Origin of the sequence: Nocardia sp. MDA0666, assembly GCF_003023875.1 — a bacterium.
Taxonomy (GTDB): Bacteria; Actinomycetota; Actinomycetes; order Mycobacteriales; family Mycobacteriaceae; genus Nocardia; species Nocardia aobensis.
Map to the genome: position 1 here is coordinate 60,341 of NZ_PYHT01000028.1, position 22,245 is coordinate 82,585.

At 66.9% G+C, this 22,245-nt stretch carries 20 protein-coding genes and 1 tRNA gene; 11 read left to right on the plus strand and 10 right to left on the minus strand.

Annotation, left to right across the window (positions count from 1 at the left end; all coding sequences use genetic code 11):
- The first annotated feature begins 98 nt into the window (after nt 1–98).
- Nucleotides 99–962 (plus strand): hypothetical protein, encoded by an 864-nt coding sequence (locus C8258_RS28105; RefSeq protein ID WP_106957727.1) that lies wholly within the window; start codon nt 99–101, stop codon nt 960–962.
- Between the two features lie 31 nt (nt 963–993).
- Here the strand turns inward: C8258_RS28105 and C8258_RS28110 are convergent, their stop codons facing one another.
- Entirely contained in the window at nt 994–1,818 is an 825-nt protein-coding gene (locus C8258_RS28110; protein ID WP_036505122.1) for an alpha/beta fold hydrolase, read from the minus strand.
- 114 nt (nt 1,819–1,932) lie between these two features.
- On the opposite strand from C8258_RS28110, the gene C8258_RS28115 reads away from it, so the two are divergent.
- Nucleotides 1,933–2,796, plus strand: coding sequence for a DUF1266 domain-containing protein (locus C8258_RS28115; protein WP_051024991.1), 864 nt, complete (start codon nt 1,933–1,935; stop codon nt 2,794–2,796).
- Between the two features lie 20 nt (nt 2,797–2,816).
- Here the strand turns inward: C8258_RS28115 and C8258_RS28120 are convergent, their stop codons facing one another.
- Entirely contained in the window at nt 2,817–3,698 is an 882-nt protein-coding gene (locus tag C8258_RS28120; protein WP_106957728.1) for a hypothetical protein, read from the minus strand.
- Between the two features lie 410 nt (nt 3,699–4,108).
- Between C8258_RS28120 and C8258_RS28125 the strand changes: the two genes are divergently transcribed.
- The gene (locus C8258_RS28125) at nt 4,109–5,131 is read left to right on the plus strand and encodes a phosphatase PAP2 family protein (protein WP_233225393.1); all 1,023 of its coding nucleotides are present in this window, start codon (nt 4,109–4,111) and stop codon (nt 5,129–5,131) included.
- A gap of 239 nt (nt 5,132–5,370) precedes the next feature.
- Nucleotides 5,371–6,840: an MDR family MFS transporter gene (locus tag C8258_RS28130; RefSeq protein WP_106957749.1), complete on the plus strand. Its 1,470-nt coding sequence runs from the start codon at nt 5,371–5,373 to the stop codon at nt 6,838–6,840.
- A 55-nt stretch (nt 6,841–6,895) separates the two neighbouring features.
- Here the strand turns inward: C8258_RS28130 and C8258_RS28135 are convergent, their stop codons facing one another.
- Entirely contained in the window at nt 6,896–8,113 is a 1,218-nt protein-coding gene (locus C8258_RS28135) for a cytochrome P450 (protein WP_106957729.1), read from the minus strand.
- Nucleotides 8,114–8,330: 217 nt separating this feature from the next.
- Here C8258_RS28135 and C8258_RS28140 point away from each other — a divergent pair, with 217 nt between their 5' ends.
- Nucleotides 8,331–9,548, plus strand: a complete 1,218-nt coding sequence (locus C8258_RS28140; protein WP_106957730.1) for an acyl-CoA dehydrogenase family protein — start codon at nt 8,331–8,333, stop codon at nt 9,546–9,548.
- A gap of 52 nt (nt 9,549–9,600) precedes the next feature.
- On the opposite strand, the gene C8258_RS28145 is transcribed toward C8258_RS28140, so the two are convergent.
- Entirely contained in the window at nt 9,601–9,981 is a 381-nt protein-coding gene (locus C8258_RS28145; RefSeq protein ID WP_036505131.1) for a DoxX family protein, read from the minus strand.
- Between the two features lie 128 nt (nt 9,982–10,109).
- Here C8258_RS28145 and C8258_RS28150 point away from each other — a divergent pair, with 128 nt between their 5' ends.
- A complete protein-coding gene (locus tag C8258_RS28150; RefSeq protein WP_106957731.1) occupies nt 10,110–10,826 on the plus strand; it encodes a class I SAM-dependent methyltransferase in 717 nt (238 codons plus the stop codon).
- 283 nt (nt 10,827–11,109) lie between these two features.
- Here C8258_RS28150 and C8258_RS28155 read toward each other — a convergent pair whose 3' ends face one another.
- The gene (locus tag C8258_RS28155; protein ID WP_106957732.1) at nt 11,110–11,961 is read right to left on the minus strand and encodes an alpha/beta fold hydrolase; all 852 of its coding nucleotides are present in this window, start codon (nt 11,959–11,961) and stop codon (nt 11,110–11,112) included.
- Between the two features lie 209 nt (nt 11,962–12,170).
- Between C8258_RS28155 and C8258_RS28160 the strand changes: the two genes are divergently transcribed.
- Complete coding sequence (locus C8258_RS28160) at nt 12,171–12,746, plus strand: hypothetical protein (protein WP_106957733.1); 576 nt, start codon at nt 12,171–12,173, stop codon at nt 12,744–12,746.
- 191 nt (nt 12,747–12,937) lie between these two features.
- Here the strand turns inward: C8258_RS28160 and C8258_RS32705 are convergent, their stop codons facing one another.
- A complete protein-coding gene (locus tag C8258_RS32705) occupies nt 12,938–13,426 on the minus strand; it encodes an endonuclease domain-containing protein (RefSeq protein ID WP_158271324.1) in 489 nt (162 codons plus the stop codon).
- A gap of 533 nt (nt 13,427–13,959) precedes the next feature.
- On the opposite strand from C8258_RS32705, the gene C8258_RS28170 reads away from it, so the two are divergent.
- From C8258_RS28170 to C8258_RS28185, 4 genes are all read left to right on the plus strand, one after another.
- Nucleotides 13,960–15,300 (plus strand): helix-turn-helix domain-containing protein, encoded by a 1,341-nt coding sequence (locus tag C8258_RS28170; RefSeq protein WP_146161355.1) that lies wholly within the window; start codon nt 13,960–13,962, stop codon nt 15,298–15,300.
- 1,474 nt (nt 15,301–16,774) lie between these two features.
- On the plus strand, nt 16,775–17,071 hold the full coding sequence (locus C8258_RS28175) for a hypothetical protein (protein WP_233225394.1): 297 nt from the start codon (nt 16,775–16,777) through the stop codon (nt 17,069–17,071).
- A 293-nt stretch (nt 17,072–17,364) separates the two neighbouring features.
- The gene (locus C8258_RS28180; protein ID WP_233225395.1) at nt 17,365–18,120 is read left to right on the plus strand and encodes a DUF3558 domain-containing protein; all 756 of its coding nucleotides are present in this window, start codon (nt 17,365–17,367) and stop codon (nt 18,118–18,120) included.
- Between the two features lie 16 nt (nt 18,121–18,136).
- Complete coding sequence (locus C8258_RS28185; RefSeq protein WP_106957736.1) at nt 18,137–18,511, plus strand: hypothetical protein; 375 nt, start codon at nt 18,137–18,139, stop codon at nt 18,509–18,511.
- Between the two features lie 443 nt (nt 18,512–18,954).
- Here C8258_RS28185 and C8258_RS28190 read toward each other — a convergent pair.
- The 4 genes from C8258_RS28190 to C8258_RS28205 all read right to left on the minus strand — a co-directional run bounded on the left by C8258_RS28190 (nt 18,955) and on the right by C8258_RS28205 (nt 22,191).
- Nucleotides 18,955–19,028 (minus strand) — tRNA-Leu (locus tag C8258_RS28190).
- A gap of 56 nt (nt 19,029–19,084) precedes the next feature.
- Nucleotides 19,085–20,560, minus strand: coding sequence for a peptide MFS transporter (locus C8258_RS28195; protein ID WP_106957737.1), 1,476 nt, complete (start codon nt 20,558–20,560; stop codon nt 19,085–19,087).
- Nucleotides 20,561–20,696: 136 nt separating this feature from the next.
- Nucleotides 20,697–21,644: a Ppx/GppA phosphatase family protein gene (locus C8258_RS28200; protein WP_106957738.1), complete on the minus strand. Its 948-nt coding sequence runs from the start codon at nt 21,642–21,644 to the stop codon at nt 20,697–20,699.
- Nucleotides 21,637–22,191 carry a DUF501 domain-containing protein gene (locus tag C8258_RS28205; protein ID WP_106957739.1) on the minus strand — a complete coding sequence of 185 codons (555 nt, stop codon included), beginning with the start codon at nt 22,189–22,191 and terminating at the stop codon, nt 21,637–21,639. The genes C8258_RS28200 and C8258_RS28205 overlap by 8 nt, the downstream gene beginning before the upstream one ends.
- Nucleotides 22,192–22,245: the final 54 nt, after the last annotated feature.

Here is a 22,245-nt window from a genome sequence, read left to right on the forward strand (position 1 = left end):
GCCACCGTCCGCCAACTGCGACCCGGTGACGGCGACACACCACCGGTGATTCCACAACACCCCGGTCACGCTGCATTTCCGTCGTACCGTAGATAAATATGGACGACAACACGCCGACCGCGGAAGGTGACGCCACCCGCCCGGATCGGCAGCTGATCCAGCGGCGAGAGCAAGCTTGGAGCAACTACCAGCAGGCGTGCGCCGAACTCGCCGGTACCCGGATCCGCGCCAATCTCGACGGATGGAAACGCTGGCTGCGCATCCTGCCGGGCGCGGCGGTCGATCAGGCCGAACGCCGCCGCGACGAGATCCGGGCCGAACTGGCCCGCCATTGCGTCGGGGCCGATGACCATCTGTGGGGCGTGCTGTCGGGCGGCGACACCGGAACCTTCGGCGGCTGTTTCGGACTCGAGCACACCATCGGTCAGCTGGCCGAGCTCTACGGCAAGACCGACTCGCACTGGGTGCGCGCACTACGCGAGACGGCCCGCCGGACCACCGATATCCGGCCGCTCGCCGCCGACGGGGACCGTTCGGCCGTCAGCGATCTCACCGAGCGCGTCGTGCAAGCCGTCCGCATGGCGCCCGACGACGAGGCCCGGCGCCGGCTCACTGTCCACCTGCCCGGCGAGGTGCGGCCGGTGCCCGCGGATCCGGCGACGCTGGCCGAGAAGCAGGGACCGGCGGCGGTCCAGTTCGACATCTATGCCAGCACGATCAAACTCGACCACATCGACGTGATCCCGCCGCTGCGCCGGATGGGCCTGGGCACCGCGACACTGCGCCATCTGTGCCGGACCGCCGACGCGCACGGCATGCATATCGTCGCGCAGCTGGTGCCCACCTTCCGCGACGACGATTCGGCGGTCCCGATTCTGGCGCGCTGGTTCCGCGAACAGGGTTTCGAGGTGACCGAACGGCTGGGCGGGCGGGTCGTGCGGGCTCCCACCAGCATCCGCTAGCCGGCCCTCGCGAACCTGGCGCCGCGTCCGATCACCGTGTGCGCGTGAGGAATTCACCGATCGCCGGGGCGAGTTCGGCGGCGACCGGATCGTTGCTCACGCCGGGCAGTTCCCGCAATTCGGCATTGGGGAGCACCTCGGCCATCTTCTTGGCTCCCTTGGTCAGCGCCGGAGCGGAACGATCGCCGATCAGCAGCAGCGTCGGCTGGGTGAGCGTGGCCCAATCCTCCGGCTGGATGGTCTGTCCGCGCGAAAACGGTTTCAGCACAGCGAAATCGTGGGCCGTCGAATCGGCGGTGGCGACCAGCTTCTTCCACACCGACGACATCCGCATCACCGCGACGACCAGTTCCGGCACGCCCATCACCTTGGTCATGTAGTACCGGACCGCACCGCCGCGTTTGCCCGCCGCGATGCGCTCGCGCAGTTTCTCCTCCGCGTCCTTGGGCGGCACGTGATCCTTCGGGTCGACCACGAACGGCGGTTCGAAGGCGACGACGTCGGTGACCCCCGTGATCGCGCCCGAACGCGCGGCCAGCAGCGCCAGTATCGCGCCCGAACCCCAGCCGAACAGGGCGGCCGATCCGCCCTCGGCCTCGACCAGCGCGCGGATGTCGGCGATTTCGTTGGCGCTGTCGTAGACACCCGGGGAGTCCGCGCTGTCGCCGCGGCCGCGCCGATCGTAGTTGAGCACGCGCAGGCCGTAGTTCTCCGCCAGCGCCTGCGCCAGCTCGACGGTGTTGGGGACCTCCCGATAGCCGAATGCGCCGCTGATCAGCACGACGGTTCCCGCACTACCGGAACCGATCCGGTCGAAGGCGATGGTGGTGCCGTCCTGCGACGTCACGGTCTGCATGTCCTACTCCTTCGCGGGCCGGGGTTCGGTTCGAAAGTACGCGATGGGTTCGCGAGCACCGGCAGGGCTGGTCGGTAGGCTCGCACGGACAGTATTCACGGGCGAGGGGGTGCAATGGTGACGATCATCGCCGGACCGCACGGACTGCCGCGCATCAGCGGATTTCCGAGCTCGGATTTCGATCCCGGCTCGGACAAGTGGTCGGGTGTCGCCATCGGCGAGGACCGCATCCGGGCGCTGGCCATCGGCGCGTACTACGGCCGCAGCTGGAGCTCCTACAACGACACCGTCGCCTTCCAGCCCGAACACCCCGGAAGTTCGGAGACCCGGCGCGAATCCACCATCGAGGGCCTGCACGAATCGTGGGGTGTCGACAACGCCGAGGATGCGCGCGACACCATCGGCCGGCTGTTGAGCGGGATGCACGCACCGTTGTTCGCGATGGTGCATCCGCTGGCGACCGCGGCCGCTCAGGACACCACCCGCGTCGACCGCACCGGCCTCGCCGACAGCCACCGCGAATTCCTGCACACCGTGTCCGAGGTGCGCGGCTATCGCGGTGTCAACGGCATCGACCGCGACTACGACGCCTGGTTGCAGGCCATCAAATTCGGCATCGTCGACCGGCTGCCGCAACCGCTGAACACCGACGCGACCGCCTGGGACCTCTCGCGCATCGTGTTCATCGCCCGGGCCGCGCACACCGCCGGATATCTGGACGAGGACGAGGCGTGGACGCTGCTGGGCCGCGCGCTCGCCAAAGCCCAGCAGCACTACCGCAATTGGCGGCAGTTCGCGGCCGGCTTCCTCACCGGTGCCATCTTCTGGGCGGCCACCCAGGACCTCGCCGCGGCCAAGGAGCAGGTCGACGAGCGCCGCTGGATGATCCGCGGACTGCTGATGCGCCCGTCGAGTCCGTGGCGGCGGGTGGCGCTGCATCCGGGCGCGCCGGTGTTCGGGCTCTCCCCCTTCCACTGAGAGGTTCCACCGACAGGCGGTTACTGCGGCATCGCGCGCAGAATGCCGACGCCCTCCCATTTGAACTGCTCGGTGTCGACCATGCCGAGTTTGCGCCGCTCCACCAGCAACTGCCATTCGCCGAACAGGTCCAGCGAGGACGGGCGCGCCATCACGATCGAGCCGTCGACATGTTCGATCTCGCAGGCCAGCCGCACGGCGCCGTCGACGCGCAGCAGATCCTCGGCCTCGGTGGAGACGAATTCCAGATCCGTATTGCCGTCCGAAATGCGCAGCGTCGCCACCGATCCGGGCGGCGCCGCGACATCGCTGCGATCCAGCGCGGCCACCGGGAACTCGTAGGTCGCCCCGGCCGAGACGAACAACAGCCGCAGGGTGGTGATCACGACCAGTCCCGGCGCACCGCGATGACCGCACGGTGCGCATTCGAGCACGTATTCGTCCGGGCGGGCGTAGGCGTGCAGGGCCGCCAGCTCTCGCGCGCACAGTTCCGGTGTGCGCATCCGCTCGGCCGCACGCGACACGTCGGGGCGGATCGGACCGTACTGCCCCGGAACCGGCCGGGGCGGAGCCAGATTCGGCCGCTGCCGCACGATCCGTCGCATCTCGAGCAGATCGTCGCCGACAGCGCGGACGAGTGTGGCCGCCTGTGTGAACACCTCGGGTTCGAGGAAGATCGTCGCCGGATTGCGCCGGGTGGCAACGCCTTTGATCACATAGTCCGGCGCCCGGAAATACAGCAGGATCAGCAGGTCACCGCTGTCGGCTTCGGCGAGGCAGGCGTCGCGCAGATCGCAGACCCGCACATCCATGGCGACATCGTCGTCGACGCCCAGTGGTGTGGTGGTGATCCGCCCGTCGGCATATCTGACCGCGGTCCGACGCCCCCACACCTCCAGCACTGCCGCATCCTCCCCACTCCGACCCGGTGAGACCTCATCGGGGACGGATTCTACCGAGAGACCCCCCTCGTTCCGGGTATCCGGGGAACGCCGATCAGAGGTTACCGGCGAACATGCTCGCGAGTCCGGTGGCGGTCGCCACGGCGGCGCTGCCCGTGCTGAGTGCGGCGATGAGAAGTGCGATGATCACGGTCCCGACCTTTCGATATGGTGCATACGCTCGAAACGTACTGCGGCCCAAGGGCCTTCACCAGCGTGCGGGCGCGATTCGCGGCAACCTCAGCGCAGCTTGACAGCACATTGCCAGCAAGGCCGGCGCCGCGGTGTGTTGCCCGGGATCGCCGGTCCGGCGCGACACGCGAACCGGATGAGCGTGTCCGGCCCGTGAACTGGAATGGCACACTGGCCGAATGCTCGGTGTACATCCGGAGACCACCGAAATCGCGGAGCCGACCGTCCCACGGCGGGTGATCCGCTATGCCGTGCGGTTCGCCTACCTGGCGGCCCTGGCCGTGGCTCTGATCACCGGAGCACTTCCCGGTGGCCGCGTCCAGGAGGCGGCATGGATGATCGGCGGGGTCCTCGCCTTCACCATCGACCGGCCCTGGCGCCAGCACATCCGGGTACTGACCGACTGGCTGCCGCTGATCGCGGCGCTCATGGTCTACGACTACACCCGCGACCTCGCCGACAAACTCGGCATGCCGCTGCGCATGCACGAACTCGTCGACATCGACCGCTGGATGTTCGGCGGCACCCTGCCGACGATCTGGTTGCAGGACCATCTGGCCGGCGACGGTCAGCCCTGGTGGACGCCGATCATCGGCGTGGTCTACACGACCCACTTCATCCTGCCCTGGGCCGTGGCGGCGATCTTCTACGTCTACTCCCGGCCACTGTGGATCCGATACATGCGCCGGATTCTGCTGCTGTCGTATCTGGCGCTGGTCACCTATGTGCTGGTGCCCGCGGCGCCGCCCTGGTACGCCGGGCGCGAAGGAGCCATCCCGGAACACGTCCGCCGCATATCCGGTTTCGGACTCGGCGTGGTCGATCCCAATGTGAGCGCGCAATGGCTCGAGGATCACGGCAACTACTTCGCGGCCGTGCCCTCGCTCCATACGGCGTTCTCGGTGCTGGTGGCCGCGACGCTGTGGCCGCTGACGCGACAGTGGTGGCTGCGCGCGATCCTGGTGATCTATCCGTGCGCGATGGGCTTCACCCTCGTCTACGGCGGCGAGCACTGGGTCTTCGATGTGCTGCTCGGCGGCGTGTACACCGCGGTCACGATCCTGCTCACCCGCATGTGGGAGAACTGGCGGGCCGGCCGGGCACTGCTCGGTCCGCTACCCGAGGTCGGCCGCGGTGACGTGCCGCAGACGGCCCCGGTGGCGGCATCGCGGGCGAACGGCGCCGAACTCGACCCGGTGTGACGAGCGTCTCTCCGCTTCGCGCTCTGTGGAACAGCCGCAGGTCGGCCCCTGTTTCTCGCGGCTATCGCCGCACTTCGGCGCGGAAAATCGGATGCTCGCGTGCGCGATGCGCCGGAATACTTGCGCGGCACCGATGAGTTGAGTGGGTCACGGTCGTCAGGTCTGGTGTGGCGTTCGAGGCACAGACGGTGACTCGGCGTCGGTCAGACATTCTGCGTTCGCGACACCCGGAGGTACAGATGCCCGCCGAACCAGTCCATCGCCCGGCTGGACGAAGAACCCCCGCGGTGATCCGGCTGCTGGTCCTCGCGACCTTCGTGGTGATCCTCAACGAGACCATCATGATCAACGCGATCCCCCGCCTGATGACCGATCTGCACGTCACCGAGCGGTCCGCGCAGTGGGTGTCGACCGCGTTCATGCTCACGATGGCGGCCGTCATCCCCGTCACCGGATGGTTCCTGCAACGCGTCACCACGCGTCGCGCCTATGCGCTCGCGATGGGCGTCTTCCTCGCCGGCACTCTCTTGTCGGCCGCGGCGCCGTCGTTCGCGATCCTGCTGGTCGGGCGCGTCGTGCAGGCCGGCGGCACCGCCGTGATGATGCCGCTGCTCATGACGACCCTGATGACCGTGGTGCCCGAGCACGACCGCGGCCGCGTCATGGGTAACGTCACCCTCGCCATCTCGGTCGCTCCCGCCATGGGTCCGGTCATCTCCGGTCTGGTGCTCCAGATCGGTTCCTGGCGTTGGCTTTTCCTGCTGGTACTGCCCATCGCCGGTACGGTGACCTTCTTCGGCCTGCGCAAACTGGAGAACGTCGGCGAACCCGAGAGCGGCGCGATCGATTGGGCCAGCGTCGTTTTCGCGGCCCTGGGCTTCGGCAGCCTGGTCTACGGCCTCAGCCGGTTCGAGGTCGGCAACATCGTGATCCCGGCGCTGATCGTCGCGGCCGGCGTGGCCTTCATCGCGGTGTTCGCGGTCCGGCAGATCCGCCTGCAGCGCACCGGCTCTCCCCTGATGGATCTGCGAATCCTGTTGTCCGGCACCTACACCAAGGCGCTGGTGCTGATGGCGGTCGCCTTCCTGGCGATGATGGGCTCGATGATCCTGCTGCCGCTGTACCTGCAGAACCTGCGCTCGCTCTCGCCGCTGGAAACCGGTCTGCTGGTGATGCCGGGCGGGCTGGCGATGGGTCTGCTGGGGCCGACGATCGGGCGGCTGTTCGACCGTTTCGGCGGGCGCATGCTGGTGATTCCCGGCGCGATCGGCATCACCGCGGCCCTGGCCGGTTTCACTCGCATCTCGCTGACCATGCCGTACTGGCAGCTGCTGGCGCTGCACATTCTGCTCATGGTGTCGCTGGCCGCGGCCTTCACCCCGGTCTTCACCCTGGGCCTGGGCGCGCTGCCGCAGCATCTGTACTCGCACGGCAGCTCGATGCTCGGCACCCTGCAGCAGGTGGCCGCGGCCTTCGGCACCGCCCTGGTGGTCACGGTGATGACCGCCCGCGCCACCACGCTCACCGACCGCGGGATCCAACCGCTCGTCGCCCACCTGTCGGGTATGCGGCTGGCCTTCGCGATATCCGCCGGCCTAGCGGTGATCGTGATCGTGATGGCGGTGCTGCTGCCCAACCGCTCCGCCGCGTCGGAGGCGGTAGTCCTCGATTCCGAGGACATCGAGGACACCGAGATGGTCCACGGCTGACCACGGACCGAAAGGCCCGCGAGACCGGCTGCCGGTCTCGCGGGCGTTGCCGTATTCAGCCGCGATCAGGACCGGGACTGACCGGCACCGACAACGGTCCCACGGTGAAGAACGAAGGAGTGTAAGGGATTTCGGCCGGGTCGACGGCCAGTGTCAGATCGGGGAACCGGCGATACAGGCTCGACAACCCGAGCCGGCCTTCCAGCCGGGCCAGTGGTGCGCCGATGCAGTAGCGCGGTCCGTGGCCGAATCCGAGATGTGGCCGCGGCGGGCGGGTGATGTCGAATTCGCCGGCGGTGTCACCGTGGTACGCGGTGTCCACTCCGGTCGCCTGGTAGACCACACCGACCGCATTGCCCTTCGGAATCGGCACCCCGTCGATGGTCACGTCCGCCAGCGTGAATCGGAAACTCGTCATCATCACCGAGTGCCGATAGCGCAGCGTCTCCTCCACCACATCGGCCCACCGATCTTCCGCCTTCACCAAGGCCAGCTGGTCGGGATGCCGGCCCAGCGCGACCACCGCGTTCCCGAGCAGGTAAACGGTGGTTTCGTGGCCGGCGATCAGCATCAGCCACAGCACGGCGACCAGTTCGTCGGTGGTGAGCCGGTCGCCCTCGTCGCGTGCCCGGACCAGATCGGAGGTCAGATCGTCACCGGGCTCGCGTTGTTTGCGTTCGACCAGCTCGTAGAGGTAGCCGCGCAGCGCCACCTGCGTCGAGAACGCCTCCTCGGCCGAAATATTCTGCGACAGTGAGGTCAACGTCCACTGCCGCAGCTGCGCCCGCTCCGATTCGGGTACGCCGAACAACTCGCTGATCACCGCCATCGGCAGCGCGTCGCAGAACGCGGGCACCAGATCGACCCGATCACCCGCGGCCGCCACTCCGTCGAGCAGGCCGTCGATGATCGCCTGGATCCGCGGTTCCAGAGCCCGGACCCGGGCCGGCGTGAAGCCCTTGCCGACCAAGCCGCGCAAGCGCCGATGATCGGCGCCGTCCTTGGTCGACAGATGGTCGCCCTGCACGATCGCCCGGAACGGCCAGTCCTCGGGGATCGACCCGTCGTAGAGCGCGGGCCAGTGTTTCGGATCCCGGGCGAAGGTCTTGTTGTCGCCCGCGAGGATCTCCTCGACCGCCCGATGGGAGAGCGCGAGATAGGCCGGAACGCCGCCCGGGAAGTCGACTTCGACCACCGGAGCGGTCTTGCGTAGGCGGAGGCAGGTATCGAGGGGACGTTCGTTCGCATCGGGAAAAGCAGGTCGGTTCGTCATCACGGAACCCTTCGACTGTCGACGTGACTGCGCACGCACGGGATGAGACCTGTTGCCCGCGAAATCATCTCAGAGTGCCGCCGCGGCCGGGCCGAGTCGAGCACCAGCCGTGGGGAGAGTGCGCACCGCGGCGCGAAGGCGACGCGGCAGCCGTCCCGAATTAGAACGTGTTCTATATTCGAGGGGACCGTTCCGGCCATCCTCGGGAGTTGACGACATGTACAAGTGGTCCGACGAAGATCTGATGCTTCGCGACGCCGTGCGCGGCTTCATCAAGAAGGAAATCGAACCGCATGTAGACCGGCTCGAGAGCGGCGCGCTGCCGCCGTTCGACATCATCCGCAAGCTGTACGCCACCTTCGGCCTCGACGAGATGGCGCGCGAGGGGCTGGCGAAATCCCTGGCTCGCGAGGAAGCCGGAACGCCGGGCAAGTCCGGCGGGTTCAGCGGGTCCGGCAGTATGGGCGTCATCCTCAACAGCGAGCTGGCCGGAGTGAGCCTGGGTCTGGTCGCATCGATGGGCGTGAGCCTGGGCCTGGCCGTCGGCACCATTCGCAGCCGCGGCACCCTCGCGCAGAAGAAGCGCTGGCTGCCGGAGCTGGTGACGTTCGAGAAGGTCGGAGCCTGGGCGATCACCGAACCCGATTCCGGCTCCGACGCATTCGGCGGTATGAAGTCCTACGTCCGCCGCGACGGCGAGGACTACATCCTCAACGGCCGCAAGACCTTCATCACCAACGGGCCGTACGCCGACGTGACCGTCGTCTACGCCAAACTCGACGAGGAGGACGGCACCGACCGGCGCGACCGCAAGGTGCTGACCTTCGTCCTCGACAAGGGCATGCCCGGGTTCGTGCAGAGCGCGCCGTTCAAGAAGATGGGCATGAATTCGTCTCCCACCGGCGAACTGGTCTTCGACAACGTCCGCCTGACGCCCGACCGCCTGCTCGGCGAGACCGAGACTCCCGCCAAGGGCGACGGCAAGGACAGCGCGAAGGAATCCTTCGCCGCCGAACGCATCGGCATCGCCTCCCTGGCACTGGGCATCATCAACGAATGCCACCGGCTCTGTGTCGATTACGCGAAATCGCGCACCCTGTGGGGTAAGGAGATCGGCCACTTCCAGCTCATCCAGCTCAAGCTCGCCGAAATGGAAATCGCCCGGATCAACGTGCAGAACATGGTCTTCAACGCCATCGAACGCACCGCCGCCGGCGAATCCGTCTCCCTCGCCGAAGCATCCGCGATGAAGCTCTACTCCTCCCGCGCCGCCACCGAGGTCGCCATGGAAGCCGTCCAGCTGTTCGGCGGCAACGGATACATGGCCGAGTACAAGGTGGAACAGCTTGCCCGCGACGCGAAGTCGCTGATGATCTACGCGGGCAGCAACGAGATCCAGGTGACGCATATCGCCAAGGGCTTGTTGAACGGCTGAACTTTTCGTGCCCCGGCTCCGGTTCGAGTCCGCGCCGGCCGATCCATCCGGTTCAGATGCGCTGATCCGCGAGCTGCAACACCAGGCAGGCGACGGCCAGGGGCAGGAACAACCCCACAGCCAGATAGAAGGTCTGCGCATAGTCGGCGACACGGATGTGGGTATAGGCCGCACAGACGAAGTAGAGCACCAGGCCGATCGCGGCGGCCGTACCCACATACGGCACCCCGAGCACACCCAGCAGCAGCCCGGCCGCACCCGCGAGCTTCAGGGTTCCGATCGGAAAGGTGAGCCACGACTGCGGAATTCCGGCGGTCTCCATCGCGGGCGCCAACGTGGCCATGACCGGGGTGAATCGGGTGACGGCGGCGACCCCGGAGAAGGTGTTGGCGGCGATGGTGACGAGCATGACGGTCAGATAGGCGACGTACATCAGGGCCTCGCTCGATCGATGACTAATACGATATCCCAATTATATCGTTCTCGTACGATATGAGATAGGGTGGATTCGTACCCGAGCAGTCGCCATGGCGACGCTCTCATCCGAGCAGAGGACCGCACATGTCCGATGACCTCTCCGTATCCGGAATCGACCCCACGACTGTCGATTTCGAGCAGCTCTACAGCGGCGCCGCCCTGGCCCCCGGCATTCGCCTGGAGAAACCACCGTGGGACATCGGCCGCGCCCAACCGCTCCTCATCGCCCTGGAACGCGCCGGCCGGATCACCGGAGAGGTGCTCGACATCGGGTGCGGCCCGGGAGACACCGCCGTCCACCTGGCCGAACGCGGCTACCGAGTGACAGGTGTCGACATCGCCCCCACCGCGATCGACCAGGCCCGCACCCGCGCCGCGGGCCGCGACCTCCCGGTCACCTTCGCTGTCGCCGACGCCACCACCCTCGCGGGCTACGACAACCACTTCGACACGGTGGTGAGCAGCGCCCTCCTCCACTGCCTCTCCCCCACCCAGCGCCGCTCCCACATCTCCGCCCTCGCCCGAGTAACGAAGCCAGGCGGCCACCTCATCCAATTCAGCTTCGCCGCAACCGAACACGCGCACCTGTACGCGCCCTACCCGCTCTCCGAATCCGAGCTACGCAGCCAATTCACCACACCGGACTGGGACATCACGACACTGAAGCCGGAGTACATCGAAGCAGTGAATCCGCCGGAGGAGATCCGGAAATTGTTCGCTTCCAGGGGTTTTCATCCGGAGACCGACGAGGCCGGCGGGCTGCGACTGCCCGTCCACCTATTGGAGGCTCAGCGGGTATAGCCGATCCGCTCGCCGCCACCACGGCAGAAAGTGTGGTCGACGATCCGGCAGCCGCAGGATCGGATCGCCTGCGGCGCAATGCTGGACGGGCAGCCACCGCCACCACGGCACACCGGATCGAGTTGCCGGCCAGCCTCGCCGAACGTGCAGGCCGCCGCGGAGGGCGCCGATGTCGACGCGCTGCTGCTGAGTCGGCGAGTTATCTCCTCTTCAACGACTCTCTCGAGCGGCGGAATCGAGTCGAGGCAGCCGAGACGACTCCCGGCTGCCATGTCGCCCCAGCTCAGCGGGAGTCCCGGGCCGCCTGCTCGATCACCCCGGCCACCACATCGGGGTGGGAGACCGCGACGGAATGCGATGCGGCTATCTCGGTTACATGGGCGTTGGCGCGTTCGGCCATGAAGCGCTGGGCCGCGGCCGGGATGTTCTTGTCCTCGGTCGTGATCACATCCCAGCTCGGCTTCTCGGTCCACGCGGCGACGGTGGCCTGCTCCTCGAGCGCCGACTGCGCGATCGGCCGCTGTGTCGCCGCCATCAGGGCGGCGCGGTCCGGGGCGACGTCGGCGGCGAACTGGTCGCGGAACTTGTCCTGCCGGATGTAGAGGTCGGTGCCGGTGCTGCCGTCGATGTTCGTGACCGGCACCGGATTCAATGTGCCCGGCAAAGTGGAGCCCGGGAACCGATTGGTCAGCCCGAGTGCCGTCTCCCCCGGCGCCGGCAGGAACGCCGCCACATAGACCAGCCCCCTGACCTGATCGTTCCCAGCACCCGCCGCGCTGATCACCGAACCACCGTAGGAGTGCCCGACCAGGATCACCGGCCCGTTGATATGGCTGATCAAGCCGCGTAAACCGGTGGCGTCCGTGGTCGGCCCGCGGAGCGGATTCGCCGCGGCGACAACCGAATAGTGGTCACCGCGCAGCTTCTCGATGACACCGTCCCAACTGGAGGCGTCCGCGAACGCGCCGTGCTCCAGCACGATCGTCGGCTTCGGCGCATCCTCGCCGGGCCCCGCCTGGGATGTCGTTTCGGCGGCGCAGGCAACGGCCACACTCCCCGCGACGACAACCGCCGCGACCGCCGAAACCGCCCGGACAACGCGCCGCCGCGTGCGGCCACGTCCGACTACGACCATGTGATTACGCCCTTCGAACGAGTGGTGCGGATACGGGTTCCACTGTGCGAGGCGGGCCCGTCGCCAGGCATCCGTCAGATGACGCTGTCGGCGACGTAATCGGAGCCGACGCGAGCGATTACGTCGTCATCAGCGTCATGCGACGGATGTCGCGACCGGATCTCCGGACGAGAGTGAAGTTCTGTTCGTTCCCAACCGAGGAGAATCCGATGAGCACCCTTGCCGTCACGAAATCCCAACGCGCCGAGCTGATTCGGCTGTACCTCGGCCGCGGCGTACTCGCCGTCGCATGGGCGGCCGTCTTCGCCACGGCACACGAAACCCTCGACGCCCTCGCCGTCGGCCTGCTGGTCGCTTACCCGTTGATCGACGCCGTCTCCTCACTGATCGACTACAAGGCGACCGACGCAGGCCCCGAACGCCGCGTCACCGCCTTCAACTCCAGCCTGAGCACGCTGGCCGCCGTCGCAGCCGGGGCTGCCGCAATCACCGGCGGCGTAGCCGCAACCCTCGCCACCTTCGGCGCGTGGGCGGTCCTCTCGGGCGCGGCCCAGGTCGCCGTCGGCCTGTACCGTCGTGGTCCCGAACTCGGCAAACAGTGGCCGCTGCTCATCGCCGGTGGCCTGTCGTTCCTGGTCGGCATGTTCTACATCGGCCAATCCCTCGGTGACGCACCGAGTTTGGACGTGCTGTCGGTGTACGCGACGGGCGGTGGCGTGTTCTTCATCGTCCAGGCCGGACTGCTGGCCTGGAAGGGACGCTCGACTTCGCTCGTCGCCGGATGATCGTCCGCGACAGCGGCCACACCCTCGCCCACGTATCCGCAGCCGACGCCCCGGATACGTGGGCAGTCGCGCGCTCGGGTGCGGGCGGAGATCTTGCACCGTGCCGCGGATCGTGAGCGCTCCCCGGCGCCGCGGATCGTGAGGGCGTTCCGGCGCACCAACGAGCCGCAGCCGTAGTGCGATGGACGCTCCTATCTGCGGCTTCTGCGCCGGCGTCGAATCACCCGCACGGCCTCCTCGACGCACGCGTCGAGGTACGAGTGCACATCGGCGGCGGCATATCGCAATACGAACCACCCGGCGCCCAACAGCGCGTTCTGACGCCGCCGATCACGTCGGAAGGTCAGCGAATCACTGTGGAATTCACGACCGTCGATCTCGATGATCGTTCGCGACCGTTCATCGACGAGATCACCGATGTACTGTCCGATCGGCTGATTCGGCAGCAGATGAAGACCGCGCCGCGCCAGCGCGCGAGCGAACAACCGTTCCGGCTCCGAGGCAGCATCGAATGCGGCGAAACGCAAATGCGCGCGCAGATGCGGCGAGCCGTACTGTCCGGTGGTCAGGACCGACAACGCGGGCGCCACCGCGCGGGCATGATTGTCGACCATCCGGCCCGCCTCGGCGTCCGGCAGGATCGGCACACAATCGAGCAACGTGCGAGCCCGGGAGGTCACGGGAAGCCCCCCGACCTCATCGATCGAATCGGGTCGTAATTCGCGGCGGCTCAACCGAAGCCACTCCGGTGTGGCTCGATACCGGCCCCGGGGCACAGTCGCTTCGACAGATTCGGGTTCCGGCAACATATCCCACAGCCACGCCGCGGTTCGATGACTCAACACCGCCTCGGGCAACCACGCGAGCACGGCCTCACACCTGGTGCGCTGGGTAACCGTCCCGACCGCATAGATCCCCGGCAACACCCGCGTATATTGCCCGCGGCGACAGCGAGCGGCAATCGCGGCCGCCGAAACTTCGCGCATCAGTTCCGCCCTGGTTCGAATCACGGATACCGATGATTCCGGGCGGCCGGCAATGGACTCCGAAGCTCACCAGGGCGAACAACAGACCTGTGGATCAGTGCGGGCCTGTGGATGGGTGAACAGATCGTGCAAACCTCCGCAAGAATGCGAGAAAACCGCAGAATCAAGGCAGGTTTGCACGAAAAATTCACCACCCAGTACCGGACAACCGGAGCCTTGGTGGGCGCGTGACTTCGAAAGACGGCCTCACGATCACCGACATAACAGCAGTCTCGCTGCACGAACGAGCCGCTGGTCGTAGCGTGGTAACCATGGGCGTGGGGAAGAAATACGACGACAGCGGCATCCCGCCGAACGACCTCGGCCGCCGCCTCCGCGAAATCCGCGCCTGGCGCGGACTGAGCCTCGAAGCCGCCGCCGGACTAGCCGGAATCTCCTACGGATACCTCGGAAAGCTGGAGCGAGGCGAGAAGTCGCTGGAGAACCGTCGCACCCTCGAAGCGATCGCGGCCGCATTGTGCGTTGCGCCGAGCGAGTTCACCGGGCGGCCATGGGAAGTTGCCGAGGGCCCCAGTGCGGAAGCCTATGGGGGAATCGCCGCCGCAGAACAAGCGCTCGACGTCTGCGAACTCGGAGATGATCCCGGTGTGGCAGTGAGGGCTTGGGACGAGGTCGCCGCTGATCTGGTTACGCTCGAGGAGCGACGCGGTGCTGGCGACTATCAGAACATCGGGAAGATGGCACCGCCACTGCTGCTTGAATTGCATGCCCTGTTTGTCCGCCGCCCGGAGTATCGCGAGCCGATCCTGCGCGGCATCATCGGTACCCTTTACGCGGTGATGGTGATGACCAAGCACCTCGGTGCCCGTGGCCTGCCGCTACTGGCTGGGAAAGCGGCACAAGCCACCGCCGACGAACTTGGTCGCCCCGAGTGGCGCGGCGCAGCGATGTGGATGCGGAACAACGTGACCGGCTCCCTGTCCCGCCCGCAGCATTACGCGCGGGCGGTCTCGACCGCCGATCAGATGACATCGTCCCTGAACGATGAAACCGTCTTGCAGTCCTACGGAATGCTTCACCTTTCGGCGGCGCTTGCCGCAGCTGTGCAATCGGACCGGACGACCGCGACAACGCACCTTGATGAGGCAGCCGCCGTGGCCGAACGCATGGATTCCGATGTCGGCACCTTCGGACGTATGTGGTTCGGGCGTATCAACGTTGCCGTCTGGCGGGCTTCGGTCGGGATAGAGCTCGGCGACGGGCCGAGGGCACTCGAGGCCATTTCGGGAATCGGCATCGAGACGATTCCCGATCCTGCCCGGCTCGCCGGTTTCTACTCGGAGGCCGGACGCGTCATGCTCGCCGAACCGAAGACACGGGACTCGGGGCTAGCAACGCTGTTGCGGGCAGAAAAGCTTGCACCGCAACGCATCCGCAGTGACCTGTTCGTGCGCGAGGCGGTAGCCGACCAACTCCGCGCCGCCCGCCGCGATGCCGGCGGCCGCGAACTACGCGGCCTGGCATGGCGGATCGGCATCGCCCCGGACTCCGGCGAGCCCCGCCGCTGACCCCGTCCGCCGAACCCGAGCACTGAGCCCAAGCGCTGCCCCGCACGCCGAGTCCACTCGAGATCGCGCACATCGACTTCGAACGCCGAGCCCGCATGCCTGTCCGAGTGGCGAGTCCGTACGCCGACCCGACACGCCGAATTCGAGGGCCGAGGCTACTCCCCACCCTCACGAGAGCGGAACGCTCTGCGCCACCACTGCGTACACGCAGACGTCTTCGTGCGGAAGGCGATGCCGACCCCATTCGCGCCGCCCGCCGCGACGCCGACGGCCGCGAACTACGCGGCCCAGCACGGCGGATCGGCATCGCCCCGGACTCCGGCGAGCCCCGCCGCTGACCCCGTACGGCTGAACCCACACGGTGAGTCCGTGCGTTGTCCCTGCACAGCGGGTCCGAGCGTCGAGGGGGTGAACAGATCGTGCAAACCTCCGCACGAATGCGAGAAAACCGCAGAATCAAGGCCGGTTTGCACGAAAAATTCACCACGCGACACCATTGGGACTGGCCAACTTGGAGCCGTGGTACAGCGGCACGCGCGGCTTCGAAACCACCGCCTCACGATCGCCGCGCGCCCAACGCGAGCACCGAGTCCGAGCGCTGCCCGCGAGTGCTGCGTCCGCACGCCGACGCGACACGCCGAATTCGAGTGCCGAGGACCCCACCCGCAGGAGGGTAGAACCCCTGTGCCCAACTCCTACACACAGACGTCTTCGTGCAGAAGGCAGCGCCGATCCCGATTTCCGCCGCCCGCCGCGACGCCGACGGCCGCGAACTACGCGGCCCAGCACGGCGGATCGGCATCGCCCCGGACACCGGCGAGACCCGCCGCTGGCCGAACACGCCGAACCCGCGCGCTAACCCCACACGGCGAGCCCGAGCGCCGAGTCCGCATGCCGACCCCACACGCCAAATCCGAGGCCCAGCCCACACATCAAGTTCGAACGCCGAACCCCCACGCCAGAATTACTCACGTGCAAGCACAACACTCTGCGCCACAACGCATCCACGCCCACGTCGTTGTGCGGGAGGGGTAGCCGACAACTTCGCACCGCCCGCCGCGATGGCAACGGTCCGACCTAGAAGCCCCACATGACGGATCGGCATTGCCCGGACTCCGGCGGATCCGCCGCCTACTTCGCGCGACTTGCCCGAGCACCGAAACCGAGCACCCGAGGCCGAACGCTACCCGTGAGCGCGGGCCTGCACGCATTCCGCTGTCGCACTTGTCCTTTCAGGACAGACCGCGCGTGACTCGTCTCATACCTTGAGCTACGGCCCCATCGCCGGGTCCGTAGCCGGCCGAACCCCGGCTCCTCGGCGGTGGGCGCTCTTGCCGACCGAGGGGATGAAGGGGTGCGTTATGAAAGGCTGTGACTGGATCCTGTTGCTGCTCATCGCAGCACTGCTCGGACTGACCTTCGCCTTAGCGCGCCTACCTCTGCGAGGTGAACGCCGCCGCAAGGACTCCCAGCGGTGACGCCCGCCCACCCGATCGCGCTCGGCTGGGTCCATCCCGAATCCACCTCCCCGGACTGGGACACCGCCCAAGTCCGCCGCCTGGCCACCCGCCTCGGCTACCGCCTGGTCTGGCCCTCGGATTCCAGCCGTATCCCCCTGCCCGACCAGGTGCGCGCCACCGGCGCCGAAGCCGTAATCGCCCCATCCACCCAACATTTCGACTTCCTCACCCTGAACGCGGTGATGATGATCGCCGACGTGGAAACCGTTCACCCAAGGCTCTCGTTCGCCCGCTGGGCCACCAGACGATGACGAAACCGCCGCCGAGCATCCAATTCGGCAGCAGCGGCGATGCTCTCACATAAGCGCGAAGGACTACACCACCTGCCATGGCCGATCGGCATCGCCCCAGACTCCGGCGCGACCCGCCGCTAGCCCACATGCCGAACCAGCAGTCCCCACCCACTTGCGGCTTGCCAGTCCACGTGCGGCTTGCCGACAACTGCATCGCGTCGAGAGGTCCAACGTCACCGCCGGATGGTGCCCGACACCTTTCGGAACCAAGTCCTCATACCCATGACTGACCTACATAGGAGTACGGACCGATGAATCCCGATCTGCCCATTTGGAAGGCGCTCGAACATATGCTCACTCCCGACCAGCTCGCCGACCGGGCCGGAAGCTGGGAACGGTGGACGGCTGTGCTGGCCGCAATCGTCCACGGATGGGACGTCGATGAGGCTGTTCGCTTCCTCGCTGGTCCGACGGCGGAACCACGTGGCACCGGCGCGCGTCATATAGTTCAGACCGATCTGTGTCCGGCCGGCGATGTAGGGGAATCAGTGCGGCGATATGTAGCAGCAGCGGCAATCTGTGCGGCGCTGGCGGCGGCGGGGTGCTCGTCGACTACCGAAGGCACACCCACCACCACCGCCGACAAGGCCGCCGACCTGTGGGATCCTTGCACCGGCATCCCCGACATTGCGTTGCGTGCAGCGAACGTCGATCCGGCCAGCAAAGAGTCCGGTGTGGGTGGCATCCAGCAAAGTGGCTGGAAGATCTGCGGATGGCGAGGCTCCGAGTATTCGATTACCGCCTACTCGACCGCACGCAGCGTCGATGAATTCGAACACAAGCCCGGTAACGTCGACTTCACCGACGTGACGATCGCTGGCCGCAGCGGTCGACAGTTCCGCGTCGAGGGCGCCTCCAAGCAGTTGGACTGCAACGTCGTGTTCCCTACCCAACAGGGTGTCGTTCAGCTGCAGGTACTGGGCCGCGCATCATTGGACAATCCGCCGGAGCCATGCGGAGTACTGGCGCGCATCGGCGAGAGTATCGTTCCATCTTTTCCGAAATAGCCAGGGGGACAAGGCAATGGCCGAACCGAGCGCCCAACTGAAGCAGTGGCAGCAATGCGCCGAGCAAGCGAAGTCCGGTGAGCTGTACCTGGACTCGGAAGAGGTCGCGCGTGAGTGCCTCAAGGCCTGCAACACTCGGCTGGACGATCTCGACCACCTCCGAGAGCTGGTGCTGCGAGTGCAAAACGTCTCGGGCTTCGGCGACTTCGAGATGGCAGAACAGCTGCGCCAGAAGTTCCTCACCCAAGCGACAGGCACCGACAACTCGATCGATGCGGTGATCACCGACCATATCGAGACGGTGAAGAACATGCGAGAGGTGATGCGGCTATCGATCTCCCGCATCACCGGCCAGGATGTCGACAATGCCGGAAACATCAAGAAGGCCTGAGGAAGAGTCCGTCGGCAACGTCCCCCAGGCACCCCCTTGCGCGCAGGCACCGTGACTGGGCTGCCGCCGCCCAGCGCGGACGCCTGGAATCCGAACAGCCTACGAGTGGCTGGTGAACCAGTCCAACAACTCCTGTTGCGCCCGCGCAACGTTCGAACCGTCGAGCATTCCGGCGAAGGCACGTTCAGCGGCGACGATCAGCAGCGGCACGGGATCGGGGCATCCATCGCGAGCTCGCCGATCGCATCGTCGACGAATTGGTCCAAGCCGTTGTCCGAATACACCACCCCTGTCGTACGCGCGATTCGGAGCGCGAGCTCCCGCGCAGTTGCTCAGGGGTAAGTCGGCCTCTCATCCTCACGTCGACGTGCCTTCCCGACCTTCTGGGACCGCCCGCAGGGCCGCGAACCGACGAAAACCGCAGCCCACCTGCACCTTCTCGGTGCCCCCGGTCGGACTCGAACCGACACTGTGCGGATTTTAAGTCCGCTGCCTCTGCCAATTGGGCTACGGGGGCGGCTGGGATAGCGTACCTAAGTCGTACGTCCGTCTCGGAATTGTCCGGGGATTTGCTCAGTGCACGCCTTCCATCAAGCGGCTGACCTGCGGGGCTAGGATGTAAACGACGATTCCCACTGCGATCGCGACCAGGCCGGTGATGCCGAAGTAAGCGACTTCGTGGCTGGTGTCGTAGAACTCGGACAGGACGCCGGACATCGAGGTGCCGATGCCGACAGAGAAGAAGTAAAGCGCCATCATCTGGGCTCGGAAAGCCTCGGGTGCGAGCTGAGTGGTAACCGCGAGGCCGATCGGGGACAGCAGGAGTTCGGAGATGGCGAAGCCGGCCAGGATGACGAAGACGAGCAGCGCGGGAACGGTTGCGTCGTCGAAGCCGGCCAGAGGGACGAACAGGAGGAACGATGCGCCCATCCCCATCACGCCGTAGGCGAACTTTCGGGGGGTGGTCGGGGCTCGGGTGCCCAGGCGGGTCCACATGAGCGCGAACAAGGGCGACAGCACGATGACCCAGATCGGTTCCTCCGAGCCGATCCAGCTCGCCGGCGCCGTCCAGCCGAACAACGTCCAGTTCATCCGTTCGTCGGAGTAGACGGCCAGCACCGTGAAGATCTGCTGGAACAGCGACCAGAACACGGCGTTGGCGATGAACAGCGGTATGAAGGCCCGCACTCGGACTCGTTCCACCGCAACCACTTTCGGACTGGTCAACATCAATCCGAAATAGAGTATCGATACCGCCGCGATCACGCCGGTGGTTACCCACGACAGATTCGACAACCGGACCAGCCCGGTCCACATCGCGAGGGCGACCACCACCGCGATGACCAGCACGAAGGCGATCGTCTTCCCGATCTGGCTGCGCGGCAACGGGTTCGGCACTTCCCGCCCGTGGGTACCCAGATTGCGCCGGAAGATCACGTACTGCGTGAGTCCGAGCGCCATGCCGACCGCCGCCGCCCCGAATCCGTAGTGGAATCCGAGGTGGGTCTGCAGCAGCCCGGTGATCAGCGGACCGACGAACGCGCCCAGATTCACACCCAGATAGAACAGCGTGAAACCGCCATCGGCGCGCGGGTCACCCTTCTCGTAGAGCGTGCCCAGCAGGGAGGACGCATTGGCCTTCAACGCGCCGGAGCCGAGCGCGACGAGCACCAGACCCACGCCGACACCGGTCAGTCCGGGCAGCACCGCCAGCGCGATATGTCCGGCCATCACCACGACGCCGCCGTAGAAGACGGTCCGCTCCATTCCGAGCACCCGGTCGGCCAGCCAGCCGCCGAGCACGGTCGACAGATACACCAGCCCGCCGTAGGCGCCGACGATGCCCGTCGCGGTGGATTTCTCCAGCCCCAGCCCGCCGTCTGTCACCGAGTAGTACAGGTAGTACCCGAGGATCGTGAGCATGCCGTAGAACGAAAACCGTTCCCACAGCTCCACTCCGAACAAGTTGACCAGCCCGATGGGATGGCCGAATATCGTGCGCGTCTCCGGCGACGCCTGCTCTCCCGGGACGGGTTCCACCCTGCTCATGAGACGCAATTGTCCAGCAACGAGGTACGCCGATCGGGGGAATCGCCGATCAAGCGGGGTGTCGGAGCCGCCCCTCAGAAGGTGCCGATCGCGTTTGAGGGACCGGACCTGTGTGGTAGCGCTGCGCTGCCGCCCCTCAAGCGATCGACAGCGCGATACCGTCGAGAATGTCGTGCTCGCTCACGATCAACTCGGAGATCCCCGCCCGGCGCGCCAGTTCGTCGGCCAGCACCTCGGTGATCACCGCACCGCCGCCGATCACGTCGACCCGGCCCGGATGCATGGGACCGAGGGCGGCGCGTTCGTCGTGGTTCATCCCGATCAGGCGGTGGCAGACCTCGCGGAGCTGATCGAACGTGAGCCGGGTCAGATGCACCCGATCCGAATCATATTCGGGCAGGTCCAGCGCGACGGCGGCGATCGTGGTCATGGTGCCGGCCACGCCGACCCAGGTGCGGGCACGCTCGACCGGAACCACGCCGAAGGCCTGGGCCAGCTGCTGCGAGGCGAAGAACCGCGCGGACGCGACCTCCTCGCCGGTCGGCGGATTGCCGTGCAGGCAGCGTTCGGTGATCCGCACACAGCCGATATCGGCCGAGTAGGCCTCCTGCACGCCGGAGCTGTCGCCGAGCACCACCTCGGTGGATCCGCCACCGAGGTCGACAACCACGAACGGTCCTTCGGCACTGGACAATTCGCCGACCGCGCCCGCGAACGAGAGCCGCGCCTCCTCGTCGCCGGTGATCACCTCGGCCTGGGCGCCGGGCACGACGCGGCCCAGTTCCACCCCGGTCATGGTGAAGAAGTCGTCGCGGTTGCGGGCGTCGCGGGTGGCGCTGGTGGCGACCATGCGCACCCGGCTCACCCCGGCGTCGATCATGCGGTCGACGTAATCGTGCAGGGCGACGCGGGTGCGTTCGATCGCCTCCGGATTCAGTTCACCCGTGGCGTCCACACCCTTGCCGAGCCGCACGATCCGCATCTCACGGTGCACGTCGGTGAGGTGGCCGTCCGCGCCGACGTCGGCGATCAGGAGCCGGATGGAATTGGTGCCGCAGTCGACGGCGGCAACCCGGTCACTCATCACTGTCTCCTGCGTCGGTATTCGGTTGATACTGCTCGTATTTCGGCCAGTCCTGCGGAATCGCGGTGCCGCGCAGTCCCGTATCGGCCGCCAGCGCGACGGCCTCGTCACCGAGCGGATTCAACCCCGGGCCCTTGGCCAGCGAATGCGCGATCAGCACGTGCAGGCATTTGACCCGCTCCGGCATCCCGCCACCGCTGAAATCCGTTCCCAGCGACTCGATTTCGTCGCGCTCGGACAGATAGCTCTCGTGCGCGACGCGGTAGGCGGCGGCCAGTACCGGGTCGGCGGCCAGGCGCTCGGTCATCCCGCGCATCAGCCCGGCGGCCTCCTGCCGGCTCGCCTCGGCGGTCAGGCGCGGATCGGTGAGGTAGTAGAGCGTGGGGAACGGGGTGCCGTCGGGCAAGCGCGGCGCGGTCTTCACGACCGCCGGTCGGCCGTCGGGCGTGCGATAGGCGATCGCGAGCACCCCGCGTGGCTCACGGCCGAGCTGGCGGGCCACGATCTCGAGATCAGCCTCCGCGGGCGCACCCTGCTCATCACCCACCTCGCCGGACGAAGGCTCGGGCGTAGCGGGGTCGGTCACCGGGGTTCTCCTTCA